The sequence below is a fragment of the Bradyrhizobium sp. HKCCYLRH3059 genome (assembly GCF_051168035.1).
Classification (GTDB): Bacteria; Pseudomonadota; Alphaproteobacteria; order Rhizobiales; family Xanthobacteraceae; genus Bradyrhizobium.
The window spans coordinates 1,387,728-1,404,311 of record NZ_JBNPUF010000001.1; the positions used below are offsets into that span (position 1 = coordinate 1,387,728).

Annotated in this window: 14 protein-coding genes; 7 read left to right on the top strand and 7 right to left on the bottom strand. The window is 67.1% G+C overall.

What is annotated here, in order from left to right; genetic code table 11:
• Positions 1-45 precede the first annotated feature (45 nt).
• Positions 46-1,902, top strand: coding sequence for an ABC transporter ATP-binding protein/permease (locus tag ACQR13_RS06340; RefSeq protein WP_316169477.1), 1,857 nt, complete (start codon positions 46-48; stop codon positions 1,900-1,902).
• A 147-nt stretch (positions 1,903-2,049) separates the two neighbouring features.
• The gene (locus ACQR13_RS06345) at positions 2,050-2,250 is read left to right on the top strand and encodes a hypothetical protein (protein WP_434862671.1); all 201 of its coding nucleotides are present in this window, start codon (positions 2,050-2,052) and stop codon (positions 2,248-2,250) included.
• Between the two features lie 227 nt (positions 2,251-2,477).
• Here the strand turns inward: ACQR13_RS06345 and ACQR13_RS06350 are convergent, their stop codons facing one another.
• From ACQR13_RS06350 to ACQR13_RS06360, 3 genes are read right to left on the bottom strand one after another with little or no spacing between them, the layout of a single operon-like run.
• Positions 2,478-2,960, bottom strand: coding sequence for a GNAT family N-acetyltransferase (locus ACQR13_RS06350; RefSeq protein WP_315713895.1), 483 nt, complete (start codon positions 2,958-2,960; stop codon positions 2,478-2,480).
• The gene (locus ACQR13_RS06355; RefSeq protein WP_315734445.1) at positions 2,957-3,985 is read right to left on the bottom strand and encodes a peptidoglycan -binding protein; all 1,029 of its coding nucleotides are present in this window, start codon (positions 3,983-3,985) and stop codon (positions 2,957-2,959) included. Before ACQR13_RS06355 ends, ACQR13_RS06350 begins: the two co-directional genes overlap by 4 nt.
• Before the next feature lie 42 nt (positions 3,986-4,027).
• Positions 4,028-5,017 carry a flagellar motor protein MotA gene (locus ACQR13_RS06360; protein ID WP_315826018.1) on the bottom strand — a complete coding sequence of 330 codons (990 nt, stop codon included), beginning with the start codon at positions 5,015-5,017 and terminating at the stop codon, positions 4,028-4,030.
• A gap of 180 nt (positions 5,018-5,197) precedes the next feature.
• Between ACQR13_RS06360 and ACQR13_RS06365 the strand changes: the two genes are divergently transcribed.
• The 5 genes from ACQR13_RS06365 to ACQR13_RS06385 all read left to right on the top strand — a co-directional run bounded on the left by ACQR13_RS06365 (position 5,198) and on the right by ACQR13_RS06385 (position 12,485).
• Positions 5,198-6,010, top strand: a complete 813-nt coding sequence (locus ACQR13_RS06365) for a DUF1295 domain-containing protein (protein WP_316172629.1) — start codon at positions 5,198-5,200, stop codon at positions 6,008-6,010.
• 12 nt (positions 6,011-6,022) lie between these two features.
• Positions 6,023-7,051: an SAM-dependent methyltransferase gene (locus tag ACQR13_RS06370; protein WP_316172628.1), complete on the top strand. Its 1,029-nt coding sequence runs from the start codon at positions 6,023-6,025 to the stop codon at positions 7,049-7,051.
• A 294-nt stretch (positions 7,052-7,345) separates the two neighbouring features.
• Positions 7,346-8,542 (top strand): efflux RND transporter periplasmic adaptor subunit, encoded by a 1,197-nt coding sequence (locus ACQR13_RS06375; protein WP_316172751.1) that lies wholly within the window; start codon positions 7,346-7,348, stop codon positions 8,540-8,542.
• A 6-nt stretch (positions 8,543-8,548) separates the two neighbouring features.
• A complete protein-coding gene (locus tag ACQR13_RS06380) occupies positions 8,549-11,704 on the top strand; it encodes a multidrug efflux RND transporter permease subunit (protein WP_316172627.1) in 3,156 nt (1,051 codons plus the stop codon).
• A gap of 274 nt (positions 11,705-11,978) precedes the next feature.
• Positions 11,979-12,485, top strand: a complete 507-nt coding sequence (locus tag ACQR13_RS06385; RefSeq protein ID WP_434862672.1) for an outer membrane protein — start codon at positions 11,979-11,981, stop codon at positions 12,483-12,485.
• Positions 12,486-12,733: 248 nt separating this feature from the next.
• On the opposite strand, the gene ACQR13_RS06390 is transcribed toward ACQR13_RS06385, so the two are convergent.
• From ACQR13_RS06390 to ACQR13_RS06405, 4 genes are all read right to left on the bottom strand, one after another.
• The gene (locus ACQR13_RS06390; RefSeq protein ID WP_315713903.1) at positions 12,734-13,525 is read right to left on the bottom strand and encodes an inositol monophosphatase family protein; all 792 of its coding nucleotides are present in this window, start codon (positions 13,523-13,525) and stop codon (positions 12,734-12,736) included.
• Between the two features lie 129 nt (positions 13,526-13,654).
• The gene (locus tag ACQR13_RS06395; protein ID WP_315752606.1) at positions 13,655-14,737 is read right to left on the bottom strand and encodes a tetratricopeptide repeat protein; all 1,083 of its coding nucleotides are present in this window, start codon (positions 14,735-14,737) and stop codon (positions 13,655-13,657) included.
• A 10-nt stretch (positions 14,738-14,747) separates the two neighbouring features.
• On the bottom strand, positions 14,748-15,425 hold the full coding sequence (locus ACQR13_RS06400) for a thiamine phosphate synthase (protein ID WP_315752607.1): 678 nt from the start codon (positions 15,423-15,425) through the stop codon (positions 14,748-14,750).
• On the bottom strand, positions 15,425-16,447 hold the full coding sequence (locus ACQR13_RS06405; RefSeq protein ID WP_315752608.1) for a class I fructose-bisphosphate aldolase: 1,023 nt from the start codon (positions 16,445-16,447) through the stop codon (positions 15,425-15,427). Before ACQR13_RS06405 ends, ACQR13_RS06400 begins: the two co-directional genes overlap by 1 nt.
• Positions 16,448-16,584: the final 137 nt, after the last annotated feature.

The following is a 16,584-nucleotide window of genomic DNA, read 5'->3' on the forward strand; positions in this document are numbered from 1 at the left end:
TATCAGGACGGCAGATCGGTATTTGGAAGAATTCTCAGGTGGCCCATGAGCGCAGTGGAACGGCTTGACGAGCGGCAGGGCGCTGCCCCAGGGCAGGATCCGGTTGGAGATGCCGTTGCGGCCGTCGAGGCATTGGCCGAGCCGGCAAGCCCTGTGCGGCGCTCGAAGCTGCGCCCGCTGCTGGCGCTGTCTCCCTATGTCCTGCGCTATCGCGGCCGCGCCCTGCTGGCGCTGATCGCGCTCACGGTCGCGGCCCTGACCACGCTTCTGGTGCCGATCGCGGTCCGCCGCATGATCGATTTCGGCTTCACGCCGAAAGGCATCGAGCTGATCAACAGCTATTTCAGCGTCATGATCGCCGTCGTGGCGGTGCTCGCGCTGGCAAGCGCGGCCCGCTACTACCTCGTCATGACGATCGGCGAGCGCATCGTCGCCGATCTCCGGCGCGACGTGTTCGCGCATCTGATGTCGCTGTCGCCGTCCTTCTTCGATTCCGCGCGCTCCGGCGAGCTGGTGTCGCGGCTCACCGCCGACACCACCCAGATCAAATCGGCGGCGGGCGCCTCCGTGTCCATCGCGCTGCGCAATCTGCTGCTGTTCATCGGCGCCACCGCGATGATGGTGATCACGAGCCCGAAGCTGTCCGGCTTCGTGCTGCTGGCGATCCCGCTGATCGTGCTGCCGCTGGTGGCGTTCGGGCGCTGGGTCCGGCGGCTGTCGCGCAACGCCCAGGACACGCTCGCCGACGCCTCGGCCTATGCGTCCGAGCTGATCGGCTCGATCAGGACGGTGCAGGCCTATACCAGCGAGAGGCTCGCGGCGGCGCGTTTCGGCGGCGAGGTCGAGCAGGCCTACGAGGCGGCGCGGGTCTCGACCCAGGCGCGCGGCGTGCTCACCGCGATCATCATCTTCATCGTGTTCTCCAGCGTCGTCGCGATCCTCTGGGTCGGCTCCCACGACGTGCTGACCGGTGCGATCAGCGCCGGCCGGCTCGGTCAGTTCGTGCTCTACGCGGCCTTCGCCGCCGCCGGGCTCGGCCAGCTCTCGGAGGTCTGGGGCGAAGTGTCGGCGGCGTCCGGCGCCGCCGAGCGGCTGTTCGAGCTGTTGCACGTGCAGCCGGAAATCACGGCGCCGGCGCAGCCGCGCCCGATGCCGGAGCCGGCGCGTGGCGACCTCGGCTTCGAGCGGGTCAGCTTCGCCTATCCGGGTCGCCCCGATGTCCGCGTCCTCGATGACGTTTCGTTTGCGATCCGCGCCGGTGAGAAGGTCGCGATCGTCGGCCCCTCCGGCGCCGGCAAGAGCACGCTGTTCCATCTTCTGCTGCGCTTCTACGATCCCGCCTCCGGCTCGATCTCGTTCGACGGTGTGCCGGTGCGCGCGGCCGACCCGCGCAGGATGCGCGAGCGCATCGCGCTGGTGCCGCAGGAATCCGTGGTGTTCGCCGCCAGTGCGCGCGAGAACATCCGCTTCGGCCGGCCGGAGGCGACCGACGCCGAGGTCGAGCGCGCCGCCGATCTCGCTCATGCCAGCGAATTCATCCGCCGCTTGCCGGACGGCTTCGACACCTCGCTCGGCGAGCGCGGCGTCACGCTCTCGGGCGGCCAGCGCCAGCGCATCGCCATCGCGCGCGCCATCCTGCGCGATGCGCCGCTGCTGCTGCTCGACGAGGCGACCTCGGCGCTCGACGCCGAGAGCGAGACGCTGGTGCAGACCGCGCTCGAGGGGCTGATGAAGGACCGTACCACGCTGGTGATCGCGCATCGCCTCGCGACGGTGCTGTCCTGCGACCGCATCCTGGTCATGGATCGCGGCCGCATCGTCGAGCAGGGCACCCACACGTCGCTGGTTGCGGCCAACGGCCTCTATGCGCGGCTGGCCCGGCTGCAGTTCGAGGGCGTGTAGTTCCTGCAACACCGTGGACGGGCGGCAACACCCTCGGAATTCTCGTTCCCGCCCCTGCAACCTTTCTCCCGCCTTGTACGTTCCCTGCCGGAACAGATGGCGCGCCGCTCGTAGCAGGCGTGCCGGGTCCCAACAGGAGCAACGGACATGCCTTATCGTCGTGGCAGTTTTGCCTTCACGCCGCCCTCGTTCGTCATCTTCGCAATTGCGCTGGTGCTCGCCCTCGTCGCGATGCTCGCGCACTACATACATGCTTCGGTGCCGCTGCTGTCGGCAGCGCACGCTTTCGACGCGCTGGCGATCGCGTTCGTGGTGCTGACGATCGGCGTGCTGTTTCGCGGCGTTTGAGGACAATACGAAACGGGTCGAGCAGAGAAGTCGTTAGCTCCCTGCGCCAGCAATTGTGTGAATAGAAATCGCGGCGCGCTCGGTGCACCTCGCCCCGCGTGCGGGGAGAGGTCGGATTGCATCGTCAGATGCAATCCGGGTGAGGGGGGCTCTCCGCACGGTCGGTGCGCGTGGCTGCCCCTCACCCCAACACTCTCCCCGTAAGAACGGGGAGAGGGAGCGCAGCGTCATTGCGGCACCATCTCGGATTCAACAGATTGTGTTGGCATCCACACCATCCGCAGCACGGGACGGCCCGAGGTCGGGTTGACGTCCTCGCCGGCTTCAATGAAGCCGTTGCGCTTGTAGAAGCGGATCGCGCGCGCGTTGTCTTTGTTCACGAGCAGCGTGATGCCGTGAGGTGATCGCTCCTTCGCTGCATCGACCAACTGAGTAGCGAGCGGCGAGCCCCAATGCTCGGGCGAGACGACCAGCTGGTCGAGATAGCCCGTCGCATCGATCGTGACGAACCCGGCGAGCACGCCCTCCGCCTCGGCCACGATCACATCGGCCTTCGGCACCAGCTCGCTGCGCCAGCGTTCGCGCCACCACGGCACCCGCGCAGCGAAGTCGATGGCGGGATAGGCGAGCTGCCAGGTCTCCTGCCACAGCGCGATTGCCGCGTCCTCGTCGTCGGCGCGATAGGGGCGCAGGGTGGAGCTCGACGTCACCGCTCCGTCAGCTTCAGCTCGATACGCCGGTTGCGGCGGAAGGCGTCCTCTGTGTTCGCGGGGTCGAGCGGCTGGAATTCGGCGAAGCCCGCCGCGACCAGGCGCTGCGCCGGCACGCCGAGCGAGATCAGATACTGCACCACCGAGATGGCGCGCGCCGAGGACAATTCCCAGTTCGACTTGAACACCGGGCTGTTGATCGGACGAACGTCGGTGTGGCCGTCGACCCGCAGCACCCAGGAGATCTCAGCGGGGATCTGCTTGTCGAGATCGACCAGCGCCGTCGCCACCGAGTTCAGCTCCTGCTGGCCCTCGGGCAGCAGGGTGGCCTGCCCCGTGTCGAAGAACACCTCGGACTGGAACACGAAGCGGTCGCCGACGACGCGAATGTCGGGACGGTTACCGAGGATGGCGCGCAGCCGGCCGAAGAACTCCGAGCGGTACCGGGTCAGCTCCTGGACCCGCTGTGCCAGCGCGACGTTGAGGCGCGAGCCGAGATCGGCGATGCGGCTCTGCGATTCCTTGTCGCGCTTCTCCGAGGCATCGAGCGCATCTTCGAGCGCGGCGAGCTGGCGGCGCAGTGCGCTGATCTGTTGGTTGAGCACCTCGATCTGGGCCAGCGCCCGCGCCGTGACCTGCTTCTCGGAGTCGAGTGCCCGGTTGAGTTCGTTGGCGCGGCCGGCGGCATTGCTGCCGGCATTGGCGAGCCCGTCATAGAGGCCCTTGACGCGGTCGCGCTCAGCTTCGGCGCTTGCGAGCCCGGCGCGCAGTTGCGCAACCTGGTCGTCCAGCGAGAGCTTGCCGAGCTTCTCCAGGGACAGCATCTCGTTGAGCTGCGCGATCTTGGCGTTGAGCTGCTCCAGCGCCTTGTCCTTGCCGGTGACCTCCTGCGACAGGAAGAACTGCACCACCAGGAACACGGTCAGCAGGAACACGATCGACAGCACCAGCGTCGACAGCGCATCGACGAAGCCCGGCCAGTAGTTGAGGCCGGAATCTCCACGGCGGGTACGGGCAAGCGCCATTCAGCGTCTCCTAGTTCGTCTTCGGCCGGCCGGTCGAGCAGCTCAACTCTTCTCGGTCTGCCGCGCCAGCCGCTCCAGCAGCCGCTTGATCTCGCGGTTCTGCTCGCCCTGGCCATCGGCCCATTCGCGGATCATCTGCTGCTCGGTGCGCATGTGCCCGACCAGGCCCTGGATCGCCTCGGCGAGGTTGGCCATCGCCGCGGTGGCGCCGCGGTTGGAGCCGTCCTCCATCGCGGTGCGCAGCCGCTCGATGGCAACCGAGAGGTCGGCACCGGTGTCGCCGCTGCCGCCATATTCCCGCACGGTGCCGGCGAGCCAGTCCTCCAGATCGGTATAGAAGCGGTTCTGCGCCTGGCTCGATTGCAGGTCGAGGAAACCGAGGATCAGCGAGCCGGCGAGGCCGAACAGCGAGGACGAGAACGAGATGCCCATGCCGCCCAGCGGCGCGGCAAGGCCGCCCTTCAGCGTATCGAACAGCGCGCCGGCGTCGCCACCGACCTTGAGCCCCTCGATCACCTTGCCGACCGAGCCGACCGTTTCGATCAGGCCCCAGAACGTGCCGAGCAGGCCCAGGAACACCAGGAGGCCGGTCATGTAGCGCGAGATGTCGCGGGCCTCGTCGAGCCGGGTGGCGATCGAGTCGAGCAGGTGCCGCATGGTCTGCTGCGAGATCGACATTCGCCCCGAGCGCTCGCGGCCGAGGATCGCGGCCATCGGCGCCAGCAGGACCGGGTGGCGAGGCACCGCCAGGCCGGGATCGGCGATGCGGAAATTGTTGACCCAGGACACTTCCGGATAGAGCCGGACCACCTGGCGGAACGCCAGGATGACGCCGATCAACAGTACCGCCCCGATCAGCGCGTTCAGGCCGGGATTGGCGAAGAACGCCAGGATGATCTGCTTGTACAGCACGACACCGACCAGGGCGCACAGCACCAGGAAGACCAGCATCCGCACCAGGAAGATCCGGGGCGTGGACAGCTTGGTCGGTTCGAGATCCATCGCGGAGCGGGAAGGGGAGCCTTGAGGCATTGTCGATGACATCCGTTGCGGGGACCGGTCCCTGAAATCCACTATGGCACAGCAGCGGCGGGAAAAAAGCCGCGATCAGCGCAATCCCGTCCCTGCGCGGAACTATGGCTGAAACCGGCGGGCATCCGCGGCGTAGTTAGTCCCGTGGCTCATATCTAACGGGAACGCCCTGGCTTTGTCATGACCGTCGTTGAATATCTGCAGGCGCTGCTGGCGATGGCCGTGGCGATGTCGGTGCTGATGGGGCTCGCCTGGGTCGTGCAGCAGCGCACCGGCAACTCCGGCTGGGTCGACACGATCTGGACATTTTCCGTCGGGCTGGTCGGCGCCGCCGGCGCGATCTGGCCCGCCGGCGGCGCCGCCCCCAACGCGCGGCAGTGGCTGGTCGCGGTGCTGGTGGCGGTCTGGTCGCTGCGGCTCGGCGGCCATGTCGCAGCGCGCAGCCGCGGCATCTCCGACGACCCGCGCTACGCGGAGTTTGCCCGGCAATGGGGTGCGGCCGCACCGCGAAAGATGTTCCTGTTCCTGCAGCAGCAGGCCTGGGGCTCGATCCCGCTGGTGTTCGCGATGTTCGTCGCCGCCCATGCGCCGGCCGCCGAGCTTCGGCTGCAGGACTATCTCGGCATCCTCGTGCTGTTCGCAGGCATCGCCGGCGAGGGCGTCGCCGACGCTCAGCTCAAGGCGTTTCGCGCCGATCCCGCCAACAAGGGCAAGGTGTGCGACGTCGGCCTGTGGCGCTGGTCGCGCCATCCCAACTATTTCTTCGAGTGGGTGTGCTGGCTGTCCTATCCGCTCATCGCGCTGTCGTTCGACCATCCGTGGGGCCTCGCCAGCCTGCTCGCGCCATTGTTCATGTACTGGATCCTGGTCCACGTCACCGGCATCCCGCCGCTGGAACAGCAGATGCTGCGCTCGCGCGGCGATCGCTACCGGGCCTATCAGGCGCGCACCAGCGCGTTCTTTCCCCTGCCGCCAAATCCTTTTACGAAGTAACGGAGCCACCGCATGAGCTTCATCTCGACCATCATCGGCGCCGCCGAGCGCGTGCCGCTGCCCGATGCCGTCATCCGCTCCGCGATCTCCGAATTGTGCGCGCGCACGGCGGCGCGGCTCGGCGGGGCCGATGCGATGGGTGACCCAGAGTTCGCCCGCCTGCTGACGACGCGGCCCATCGCCGAGCATACCGACGCGGCGAACAGCCAGCACTATGAGGTGCCGGCGGCGTTCTTCGCCCGCGTGCTCGGGCCGAACCGCAAATACTCCTGCTGCTTCTACAAGGAGCCGGTCTCGACCCTGCGGGAGGCGGAGGAGGAGGCGCTGCGCCAGACCGTCGCCAATGCCGATCTCCAGGATGGCCAGACCATTCTGGAGCTCGGCTGCGGCTGGGGCTCGCTGTCGCTGTTCATGGCCCGGCAGTTCCCGCGTGCGAAGATCACGGCGGTCTCCAACTCGCACTCGCAGCGCCGCGCGATCGAGGAGATGGCGGCCGCGCGCGGCCTGCTCAACCTGCGGGTCGTCACCGCCGACATGAACGGGTTCGCTCCCGACGCGCGCTTTGATCGCATCGTCTCGGTCGAGATGTTCGAGCACATGATGAACTGGCGCGAGCTGCTGTCGCGGGTCCAGTCATGGCTCCTGCCGGACGGCCGCCTGTTCATGCACATCTTCACCCACCGCACCGGATCCTACCTGTTCGACCGCAACGATCGCGAGGACTGGATCGCGCAGCACTTCTTCACCGGCGGCATCATGCCGAGCCACGGCCTGATCCGGCAGTACGCGGATCTGTTCGCGGTCGAGAAGGAATGGCGCTGGAGCGGCACGCATTATCAGCGCACGGCACGGGACTGGCTCGCCAATTTCGATGCCGATTACAACCGCATCCTGCAGGTGCTGCAGCCGGTCTATGGCGACGACACGGCGCTGTGGATGCGCCGCTGGCGCTGGTTCTTCCTCGCCACCGCGGGTCTGTTCGGGCACGACGAAGGCCGTGAATGGGGCGTCAGTCACTACCGCCTGCGGCCGGCGAACTAATTTGTTCGCTGCGGCGGGATGCCGCAGTGCTGGAGGGGGATTCGCGTTTCGCTCCGCGGAACCTGCTGGGAACCTGCTGCCACAAAGCACTCACAATTAGGTGAGTCCCGAAAAAGCTTGATCTATCAGTTATGTAGTTCGTGTGACATCAAGCCGCCCGGGTTTCGCGTTGCGTCGCAGCAGCTCTTTTCTATGTTGCAGCAAGGCGAGCGCCAGAATGGCGCCATGACTGGGCCATCCAGTCGACTGGTTTTCATCATCATCATCATCATCATCGAGGGGGCTCCTCCACGCATGTCACGTTTTCGCGCGTCGCTGGTCAGCAGTGCATTGATGCTCGCGGCCGCCGCGCCGCTGCTGGCCGGCTGTAACGACCCCATCCAGGCTCAGGCCTCCGCCAATGAGCAGATCGTCATTCCGGACGTCGGCATCGTGACCGTCGAGCAGAAGGCGCGAGCGATCGTGCGCGAGCTGCCCGGCCGCATCGCGCCGACCCGCGTCTCCGACGTCCGTCCGCGCGTCTCGGGCATCATCGTCGAGCGGCTGTTCCGCCAGGGCAGCGAGGTCAAGGCGGGCGATCCGCTCTATCGCATCGATCCTAAGCCGTTCGAGGTGGAGATCCTGTCGAGCCGGGCAGCGCTGGCCAAGGCCGAGGCGGTGCATGAGCGCGCGGTGCAGCAGGCCCACCGCATCAGCCTGCTGTTCAAGGAGCGCGCAGCCCCGGCGGTCGAGAACGAGAAGGCGATCTCGACCGAGCGCGAGGCAGCGGCCGACATCGAGGCCCGCAAGGCCGATCTTGCGCGTGCCCAGCTCAATCTCGACTATGCGACCGTGCGCGCGCCGATCGACGGCATCGTCGGCGCGGCCCAGGTCAGCGAGGGCGCCATCGCGGTCCAGAACGAGACCTCGCTGGTCACGATCCAGCAGCTCGATCCGATCTATGCCGACTTCACCCAGTCGGTGAGCGAGCTCAACCGCCTGCGCCGAGCGTTCGAGTCGGGCGACCTCGACCAGATCGCGTCCGACGCGATCAAGGTTCGTCTCGTGCTCGACGACGGCACGCCGTATTCGATCCCGGGCAAGCTGCTGTTCTCCGACGCCAAGGTCGATGCCGCCACCGGTCAGGTCACCTTGCGCGGCGAGTTCGCCAATCCGAAGCGCGAGCTCCTGCCGGGCATGTATGTCCGCGTCCGCATCGAGCAGGGCATCGACAGCGACTCCGTCGGCGTGCCGCAGCAGGCGGTGCAGCGCAACGCGGCCGGCGGGTCCGAGGTCTACGTCATCCGCGACGACAACCGCGCGATCGCCAGGCCGGTGCGCACCGGTCCGACTCAGGATGGCCTGGTGCTGATCACCGACGGTCTGCGCGCCGGCGACAAGGTCGTGGTGGACGGCTTCCAGAAGTTCGCCGCCGGCGACAGGGTCGCGCCCCAGCTCTGGACCGAGGTCAGCGCCGCGTCGCAGCTCGAATCGAAGTCGGCGACGCGGTAAGTCGCCATGCCGAGCTTCTTCATCGACAGGCCGATCTTCGCCTGGGTGGTCGCGCTGTTCATCTGCCTGATCGGCGCGATCGCGATTCCGCTGCTGGCGGTGGCGCAATATCCGATCATCGCGCCGCCCTCGATCTCGATCTCGACCAGCTATCCCGGCGCCTCGCCCGAAAACCTCTACAACAGCGTCACGCGCCTGATCGAGGAGGAGCTCAACGGCGCCTCCGGCATTCTCAACTTCGAATCCACCAGCGACTCGCTCGGCCAGGTCGAGATCACCGCGAACTTCGTGCCGGGCACGTCGACCAATGACGCCTCGGTCGAGGTGCAGAACCGCCTCAAGCGTGTCGAGGCGCGGCTGCCGCGCGCCGTCATCCAGCAGGGCATCCTGGTCGAGGAAGCCTCCGCCGCCGTGCTGCAGATCATCACGCTGCAGTCGACCGACGGCAGCCTCGACGAGGTCGGCCTCGGCGACTTCATGATCCGCAACGTGCTCGGCGAAGTCAGGCGCATTCCCGGCGTCGGCCGCGCCACGCTGTATTCGACCGAGCGCTCGCTGCGCGTCTGGCTCGATCCCGCCAAGCTGATCGGCTACGGGCTCACTGCCGACGACGTCACCAAGGCGATCGGCGCGCAGAACGCGCAGGTCGCCTCGGGCAGCATCGGCGCCGAGCCCGCGACGACCTCGCAGCGCACCTCGGCGCTGGTGCTGGTCAAGGGCCAGCTCGATTCGCCCGACGAGTTCGGATCGATCATCCTGCGTGCCAATCCCGACGGCTCGACGGTGCGGCTGCGCGATGTCGCGCGCGTCGAAATCGGCGGCCTCAGCTATCAGTTCAACACCCGCCTCAACGGCAGGCCGACTGCGGGTCTCTCGGTGCTGCTGTCGCCGACCGGCAATGCGCTGGCGACCGCGAGCGCGGTCGAGGCCAAGATGAAGGAGCTGTCGCGCTTCTTCCCCTCCAACATCAGCTATGAGATTCCCTACGACATCACGCCGGTGGTGAAGGCGTCGATCAAGCGGGTGCTGATGACCCTGGTCGAAGCCGTGGTGCTGGTGTTCGTGGTGATGTTCCTGTTCCTGCAGAACATCCGCTACACCATCATTCCGACCATCGTGGTGCCCGTGGCGCTGCTCGGCACCTGCGCAACGCTGATGCTGGTCGGCTACTCCATCAACATGCTGACGATGTTCGGCATGGTGCTCGCGGTCGGCATCCTCGTCGACGACGCCATCGTCGTGGTCGAGAACGTCGAGCGCATCATGACCGAGGAGGGGCTGTCGCCGAAGGAGGCGACGCGCAAGGCGATGGGCCAGATCACCGGCGCCATCATCGGCATCACGCTGGTGCTGATGGCGGTGTTCGTGCCGATGGCGTTCTTCCCCGGCTCGGTCGGCATCATCTATCGGCAGTTCTCGGTCACCATGGTGGCGGCGATCGGCTTCTCGGCGCTGCTGGCGCTGTCGCTGACCCCGGCGTTGTGCGCGACGCTGCTGAAGCCGGTCACGGCCGGCCACGGCCACGCAAAGAAGGGTGTGTTCGGCTGGTTCAACCGCTTCATGGACAACAGCCGCAACCGCTACACCGGCGTGGTCGGCGGCGCGCTGAAGCGCACCGGACGGCTGATGCTGATCTATGCGATCTTCCTGGTCGGGCTGACCTTCGCCTTCATCCAGTTGCCCGGCGGCTTCCTGCCGGTCGACGACCAGGGCTTCATCACCACCGACGTCCAGACGCCGGCGGACTCGTCCTACGCGCGGACGCAGGCCGCGGTGGAGGCGGTCGAGAAGTATCTCGCCAAGCGCGAAGGGATCGAGGACGTCACCTTCCTGACCGGCTTCAGCTATGCCGGTCAGGGCGTCAACACCGCCCAGGCCTTCATTTCGCTGAAGGACTGGTCGGAGCGCGGCAAGCGTGACAGTGCCGCGGCGCTGGTCGCCGACATCAATCGCGATCTCGCCGGCTTGCGCGACGCCAAGATCACGGCGCTGCAGCCGCCGCCGATCGACAATCTCGGCAACTCCTCGGGCTTCAGCTTCCGCCTGCAGGACCGCGGCCAGAAGGGCTATGCTGCGCTGATCGCTGCCGCCGACCAGCTGATCGCCGAGGCCAATGCGAGCCCGGTGCTGCAGAAGGTCTATGTCGAGGGTCTGCCGCCGGGACCCCAGGTCAATCTGATGATCGACCGCGAGAAGGCCGGCGCCTTCGGCGTCACCTTCGAGGACATCAACACCACGATCTCGACCAATCTCGGCTCTACTTACGTGAACGACTTCCCGAACCGCGGCCGCATGCAGCGCGTCGTCGTGCAGGCCGACCGCATCAGCCGCATGAACGCGGACGACATCCTCAACTACAGCGTCAAGAACGCGAAGGGGCAGCTGGTGCCGTTCTCGTCGTTCGCGACCATCCAATGGGCCAAGGGACCGAGCCAGATCGCCGGCTTCAACTACTATCCGGCGATCCGCATCTCCGGCGAGGCCAAGCCGGGCTACACCTCGGGCGATGCGCTCAAGGAGATGGAGCGGCTCGCCGCCAAGCTGCCGCGTGGCTTCGGCTATGAATGGACCGGACAGTCGTTGCAGGAGAAGCTGTCGGGCTCGCAGGCGCCGCTGCTGCTCGGTCTCTCGGCGCTGGTCGTGTTCCTGTGTCTCGCTGCGCTCTACGAGAGCTGGACGATCCCGCTCGCGGTGCTCTTGACCGTGCCGCTCGGCATACTCGGCGCCGTCGTCGCCGCCAATCTGCGCGGCCTGTCCAACGACGTGTACTTCACGGTGGCGCTGATCACCATCATCGGTCTCGCCGCCAAGGACGCGATCCTGATCATCGAGTTCGCCAAGGATCTGCGCGCCCACGGCAAGCCGCTGGTCGCGGCGACGATCGAGGCCTGCTCCTTGCGCTTCCGCCCGATCATCATGACCGGTCTCGCCTTCGTCTGCGGCGTGCTGCCGATGTCGATGGCGACGGGCGCCGGCGGTGCCAGCCAGCAGGCGCTCGGCACCAACGTGATGGGCGGCATGATCGCGGTGGTGATCCTGGCGCTGTTGATGGTCCCCGTGTTCTTCGTCTCGGTCCAGCGCGTGCTCGCGGGGGATCGGGAGAAGACGGAGCCGGTAGCGGAGCTTGAGGCTTATGGGCCGCCGGCGCCGGTGAAGCCGTGAGTGAGGTTGAATAGGCCTTTTCGGAGGATTGTGCCGCGGTCTTGCCTCACAGGCGCTCCGCTTCCCTCTCCGCAAGGGGGAGGGGAGCACACCGCTCGTGCCGGGAGAACGGAACTCCACCGACGCCGGCTGGAGTTCGCCACTCTCCGCGTGTATGCTCCCACAGCATGTAAACGGTCACGGCATGTCGATGGTCTCTCGCAAATCTGTCTTCGCAATCGCGCTTGCTGGTTTCTCCTTTGTCAGCCACGCGGCTCACGCCCAGTCGGGCCCCGTGAAATACTGGCTGCCGGGCTGGCCGGTCGGCTTCAGCGATGCCGGCAGCCTCGACTCCTACGGCAACTTTCCGAGCTTCACGACGAACGGCAGCGACAGCGGCTTCTTCTCGCGGCGCTACAGCGTGACGAACAATTGGGCGGCGCTTTCGGGAGTCGGCCTGAGCCCGAACATCGTCAATCGCTATGGGGCACTCGGCTCGTATACCACCGAGGGCGCGCAATACGGCTACACGTTCAAGAGCGGCGTCAGCCTCTACGGCGGCTTCGACACGCTGAAATACAATCCCGGCCTGGGCGGCCCGTTCGCAACATTCGACGGACGCTCGACGTCTACGCCGGCCTACGCGATCAATGGCGGCGTCGAGTTCAAGCCGACATCCAATGTCAGCCTGTCGCTCGGCTTCAGCTATGCCGGCCAGTCATCCGACCGCGTCGACAGCGACATCAATTCCCCGGCATTGCCCGGCGCGACGCCGCAGGCGTTCACCAGCGGGCGCAGATAGTGTTCAGGCTGTAGATAGCTTTCCGGCGGTAGAGCTCGGCCGCCAACTCCATCCTCGGCGTCGTCCCGGAGAAGCGCGCGTATGCGCGCAGATCCGGGACCCATACCCCCAGGGAGATGTCTGAGGCGCGCAGGTCGCCCCATCTCGCTCCATCAGAACAGCCGGTGGTTATGGGTCCCGGCTCAAGGCCGGGACGACACCGTATGTGAAGCGAGCGGTGCGAACGGCGTGGCCGCGCAGAATCAAAGCTACGCCGCCGCCTTCAGCACCTTCACGAGCTCGCGGTGAATGACCTCGTTGCCGCACACGACGTGCCCGGTCGCCAGCGCGTCCTCCTTGCCGTCGATGCCCGACACGGTGCCGCCGGCCTCGCGCACCATGATCAGGCCGGCCGCGATGTCCCAGGGCTGCAGGTCGCGTTCCCAATAGGCGTCGAAGCGACCGGCGGCGACGAAGGCGAGGTCGAGCGAGGCGGCGCCGAAGCGGCGGAGCCCTGCGACCTTGACCTGCAGCGAGGTCATCTCGCGCAGGAACAGCTGGTGGTCGCCGCGGCCGATATGCGGCAGGCCGCAGGCGATGACGCATTCATGGAGCTGGCGCCGTGCGGCGACGCGCAGCCGCTGGTCGTTGAGGAACGCGCCCTTGCCGCGCTCGGCGATGTAGAGCTCGTCATTGGCGGGATTGTAGATCACGCCGGCGATCACGGTGTCCTCGCGCTGGAGCGCGATCGAGATCGCGAATTGCGGGATGCCGTGCAGGAAGTTGGTGGTGCCGTCGAGCGGATCGACGATCCAGGTGTGCGACTTGTCGCTGCCTTCCCGCTTGCCGCCTTCCTCGCCGAGAAAGCCGTAGCCGGGCCGGGCCTTCGAGAGGTCCTCGTACAGCATCTCCTCGGCCTTCTTGTCGGCGCGCGAGACGAAGTTCGCCGGGCCCTTCAGCGACACCTGCAGGTGCTCGATCTCGCCGAGATCGCGCTTGAGGTTGCGACCGGCGCGGCGCGCGGCCTTGACCATGACATTGATGAGGGCGGAATGGATCATGAGCTCGATGCGCTGGGCTGACCGCACCTCGCGGTGCGCGCCTTCCCCGGAAGCGGACGAAGGCGGGTGAAATGGCTGGCTGTGGGTGCCCTGCCGGGGCCGCCGCGTCAAGGCCGGATCAGCGGCCGATCACTTGATGGTGCCCAGCCAGCGCTTGGCGGCCTGTTCGCCCTTGGCGCGGTCTTCGGGGGGCATGTCGGCGAATTTCTCGTCGAGCTTGGGATCGCCCTTGCCGGCTGTCTTGGCCACCAGGTGCCATTTGTAGGCCTCGACCTTGTCCATCTGGGTGGCGATTCCATACAGCAGCACCCATGCCAGTCGGTTCTGGGCGACCGGGCTGTTCTGCCGCGCGGCCCTGCGCAGCAGCGCGATTGCCGCGGGCTGGTCCTTCGGCACGCCGGTGCCGTTGAACAGCGCGATCGCGTATTCGACCTCGGCGTCGATATTGTCGGCGATCGCGGCCGCCTTCAGCAATTGGGCGGCCTTCTCGAGGTCTTTCGGCACGCCGGTTCCTTCCTTGTAGAAGGTCGCCAGCGCGTATTGCGCCTCGGCGTTGCCGGCATCCGCAGCAAGGCGCAGCAGCTCGGCCGAGCGTCTGAGGTCCTGCGGAAAGGTCTGGCCGTCGAGATAGAGCAGCGCGAGATTGTAGGCCGCCTTGGGCTCGCCGAGCTTGGCGGCGGAGGCCAGCAGCTTGACCGCCTCGAGCTTGTCGACAGGGCCGCCGCGCCCGGCCAGCCGCATCATCGCCAGCGCGAACATCGCTTCGCGGTCGCCGGCCTCGGCGGCGCGTTTGTACCAGATCGCCGCCTTGTCGTAGTCGCGGCGGATGCCCATGGCGTTTTCGTAGAGCTGGCCGAGCATCGCCATGGCCTTGGGGTCGCCGGCCTGGGCGCGCGGCGACGCCAGATCGAACGCGGTCTTGTACTGGCCGCGCTGATAGGCGCCGTAGACCACGTCGACATTGGGATCATTGGCGGCGGGCTGTGGCGTCGCGGCCGGCGCCGGGGCGGCCGGCTTGGCCGGCGGGGCAGGAGCAGGTTTCTTCGCAGCGGACGCTGCCGGCGGCTTGGGCTTCTCCGCCGGCCTTTCGACCGGCTTGGGCTTTTCCGTCGGCGGCTGCTGAGCAGGCGGCGTCAACGAGATCTGCGCGGCCGCGCCCGTCGTCGCCATGGCGAGCGCAGCAACAACACATGTCAGGCGCAGGATCGTCATCGGCGGCCGTTCAGCTCTGTCCCGGCGTGTCGGCCGGCACGGCCGTATGCGCGCTCCGGATCGCGGCGCTGATCTCGTCAAGAGCGGCGGCCGGACCGCGGGCGTCGTTCCAGACGAGGTCGTCGACCAGCACGAAATCGGCTCCCGCGGCGACGAAGTCCGCGGCCTCCTTGAGCGAGATCGCATAGCCGACGCAGGGCGGCTCGAACAGCTCGGCCCACCAGGCCAGGCGCTCGTTGACGGCATCCGGCGAGGGCCGCCGGCCCTGCGGGTCGCGCTCGCCGAACAGCACATAGTCGGCGCCAAGCTCGCCGGCACGCATCGAATCATGCCGTGTCGACAGGCCGCCGCAGCCGGCGATGCGGTCCGGCTTCAGGCCGGGCAGCGCCTCTTCCAGCGCGGCGACGCCGGTCAGATGCGCGCCATCGGCGCCGGCGCGGGCCACGATGTCGGGATGGCGGTCGATCAGCAGCGCCGCACCGGCGCCCTGGATCGCCGGCGCCAGCGTCTTGACCGTCGTGATCATGCTGCGCGGATCGCTCTCCTTCAGCCGCACCAGCACCGCCGCCACATCGGCGCTGGCGAGGATCGCCGGCAGGCCGGCGGCCAGCGCCGCCGCGTCGGTCACGACCGGCGTTGCCAGATACAGGCGCGGCGCGGGCCGCGCGGATGTCGTCTTGCCGGACACTAGGCGGCCTCTTTCTCGAGCGCGGCGGTCCACTGGCCGCGGCTGGCAAGCGCGTTCATGCGAGCGCGGTGGGTGAAGGCCCGCTGGCCGACGGGGATGTTCGCCGCCTTGCCGGCCCATGCCTGTTGCGGCGCGGCCTGCAACGCACGGCCATAGGAGAAGGTCAGCCTCCAGGGCAGCGGACCGAGCCGGTTCATCGCGTCGAGATGCGCGGTCGCGCTCTCGTCGGATTGTCCGCCGGACAGGAAGGCGATGCCGGGCACCGCCGCAGGCACGCATTCCTTCAGCAGTTGGACGGTCCTTTCGGCGACCTCCTGCACCCCGGCCTGGTCCGGCGATTGCTTGCCCGGGACCGCCATGTTGGGCTTCAGGATCATGCCTTCCAACGCGACGCGCTGGATGCGCAATTCACGAAACACCTCGTTCAGGACGCGGCGCGTGACGTCGAAGCAGCGAGCGATGTCATGATCGCCGTCCATCAGCACCTCCGGTTCGACGATCGGCACGATGTTCGCGGCCTGGCACAGGGCGGCATAGCGGCCGAGCGCATGCGCGTTGACATGGATCGCTGTCATCGAAGGGATATTGTCCTTGTCGATATCGATCACGGCCCGCCATTTGGCGAAGCGCGCACCCAGCGCGTAGTACGTCGCCAGCCGATCCGCAAGCCTGTCGAGCCCGGCCGTGACCCGCTCGCCGGGGCAGCCGGGCAGCGGTTGCGTTCCCTCGTCGACCTTGATGCCGGGAATGGCGCCGGCCGCTCCGATCAGCTTCACCAGCGGGGTGCCGTCGGCGGCGTTCTGCCGGATGGTTTCGTCATAGAGAATGACGCCGGAGATGAACGACATGCCTGCGCTGCGGAACAGCATCTCGCGATAGTCGCGGCGATTCTGTTCGGTCGATTCGACCTTGATGGCATCGAAGCGCTTCTTGATTGTCCCGGTGGATTCATCGGCGGCGAGAATGCCCTTGCCCGGCGCGACCATGGCAAGGGCCGTGGTGTTCAGTGCGGAGAGGTTCATGCTTGGCTCCAGACGCACCTGCCCTGCCCATCAAAATAGACGGTTCTCGGGCGGTTGCCGAGCAAACATTGGCCGCAGGTGAGGCGGACTCTCGGAGAGGTGAAGGGGAGGTTGCTGATGGGGCAACCTTGTCAACT